This window comes from Microcella sp. (assembly GCF_033763155.1).
Lineage (GTDB): Bacteria > Actinomycetota > Actinomycetes > Actinomycetales > Microbacteriaceae > Microcella.
On sequence record NZ_JANRKZ010000009.1, the window covers coordinates 1 to 2,196 of the forward strand.

The following is a 2,196-nucleotide window of genomic DNA, read 5'->3' on the forward strand; positions in this document are numbered from 1 at the left end:
GTGGGCGCAAACGCGCGCTCGGTCAGTTCAGGGTTCACAGGCACGCGCCCAGTCTAGGCGCGACGCCCGCGCCGAGACCGGCATGACGGATGCCCGGGTGCGGGCTAAAAGAGCGTCGCGCCGAGCAGGCGGTCGAGCATCGATCGCCCGAGCGCGCGTTCGGCCGCGTGACCGCGCGACTCTCCGCGAACGAGCAACTCAAGGCCGCGCGTCGCGGCGACCGCGCGCAGAACGAGCTCGTCGCGCTCGGTGGGCGTGCGCCCATAGCCGTGCAAGAACGCCGCCCTCAGCCACGGCTCGTCGCGCCACGGGCCGTATTCGAGCCACAGCAGGTCGACGATGCGCGGCTCAAATTCGAGGCTCGAGAAGTCGATGAAGCGAACGTGGCCACCGGGGTCAATGATCCAGTGCCGCGGGGTGAGGGCGCGGTGAGCTGGAACGTGATCGAGCTCGCCCACGTCGAGCGCCGCTGCCACGTGCTGCCGGGCGACATGGCGCTCGGCGGCGAGTCGCTCGGCGCGCTCGTCGCGGCCATCGAGTCCGTCACCCCACAACTCGTCGGCCGCGCGACTCCAGCGCTCAAACTCGGCGGCGATCATCGCGCCAAAACGGTCGTGACGGCGAGGGGGCTCGGCGTCGTGCAAGCGGCGCACGAGATCGCCGGCGCGCATGTGAATGTCGGGGTCGCGCTCGTGCGCGGTTCCGGCTGCGGGCTCTCCGAGCAACCGCGAGAGCGTGACAAGCCGCAGGGATGGGTCGCTGAGCACAATGCGCGGCGCGTCGCCGCCGAGCGCTACTGCGTATTGCTGCAGGGCGTCGGATTCGCGCTGGTGAGGCCCCGCATCCCGATGCCACTTGACGACCGCTTGCTCGCCGCCGCGCGTCACCACGTGCAACACGCGCGAGAGGCGGTGGGCTCCCCAGTGTTCGGCGACGACGTCGACGGGCCCGAGCGTGCGATGCACGCGGTCGAGCACTTCAGCGTCACTCGCGAGGCGGGCACGCGCGTCAGACGAGCGGGCATCAACGGTGATGCTCACGGTGTCCTCCTCCGGCCGGGGGAAAGCGAAAAACGGGGCCTAAGCGAAACCCCGGAGCGCCGTCGTCGGCGTTCCGGGGTTTCGGTGGTTCGTAGGTCAGCGGGCTACTGGCAGCTCTCGCACTGCAGCATGTCCATCGGGTCGACGGGCACGGCGTAGCCGCCAACGGTCTCGTTGTCGTTGTCCATGACGGACCTCCTTCTGCTGAAAATCTCCGCCCCGGGCGGCTAGGGGTCTCACTATATAACGGGAATCACAGCAATGTCATTCCCCTACATGTTGTGTTTTCGGCGTGTCGCGGCACTTTTTCGGGATGCTCGCCGCCCGCCCCCGGCCTCCACGCAGGCACGCCCCGTACCCTGGAGATCTCTCGCTCTCACGCTCGCGAAGGTCGACATGCGCTTTTGGCCCGCCCCCGCCCTGAGGGTTGCCCCGCAGCAACCCGAGGCACCGCGCGACCTCTCGCACCAGATCGATGAGGGATTCATCGTCGCTCTCTCGGCCGTGCGCCTCTCGGTTAAGAACGGCGTCATCATGCGCACGGTGCGCGACGGTGCACCGTGGAATGAGGCCGAGGCTTGTGAGCTGGCACGTCGTGCCATCGACGCACTCATCGACGAGCTCGACGAGACAGCGACGCGGCTGTCGCACGACAGCGACGCGGCCGCACCGACGGCTCGCGCGACGCGCACCGCACGATCGCGGCGCGATCAGGCGCGCATCCGTCGCCTTCGTGACGAAGTTGCCCGGCTCAGCGCCCGCAGCCGAACCCTGCGCGGAGTCGTGGAGCGATTGCGGGTCGCCCACCACGACGAGTCGGTCGTGCGCGACATTGCCTTGCGTGCCCGCGACGAGACCCTCAGCGAGCTCATGCAAGCGCGACTCATCCCTCGAGCCGAACCCGTGGTCATGAGTGACGAGGAACACCGCGAGGCCATCGCGGGCATCAAAGCCGATCTGCAACGCTTGATCGACGAACGCACCGGCTACTAGGTCGCTGAAACGGTAGCGAGGGCGGTGTCTGGTTTCAGCACATCGTGGACACCTGTCTCACGACATCGTGGACAGTGAGGCCGGTGAGGGCGTGATGTCTCACGACATTGTGGACACCCCGCCAGGGTCAAGGGGTGAGCAAACAGGAAGTACTCATCCTCGC

2 protein-coding genes are annotated in these 2,196 nt (G+C 67.9%); one reads left to right on the forward strand and one right to left on the reverse strand.

Annotated features, from left to right (window positions below; all coding sequences use genetic code 11):
- Positions 1-104 precede the first annotated feature (104 nt).
- Positions 105-1,040 carry a hypothetical protein gene (locus SFU54_RS00335; RefSeq protein WP_319014338.1) on the reverse strand — a complete coding sequence of 312 codons (936 nt, stop codon included), beginning with the start codon at positions 1,038-1,040 and terminating at the stop codon, positions 105-107.
- A gap of 261 nt (positions 1,041-1,301) precedes the next feature.
- On the opposite strand from SFU54_RS00335, the gene SFU54_RS00340 reads away from it, so the two are divergent.
- Positions 1,302-2,033 (forward strand): hypothetical protein, encoded by a 732-nt coding sequence (locus SFU54_RS00340; protein WP_319014339.1) that lies wholly within the window; start codon positions 1,302-1,304, stop codon positions 2,031-2,033.
- Positions 2,034-2,196 lie beyond the last annotated feature (163 nt).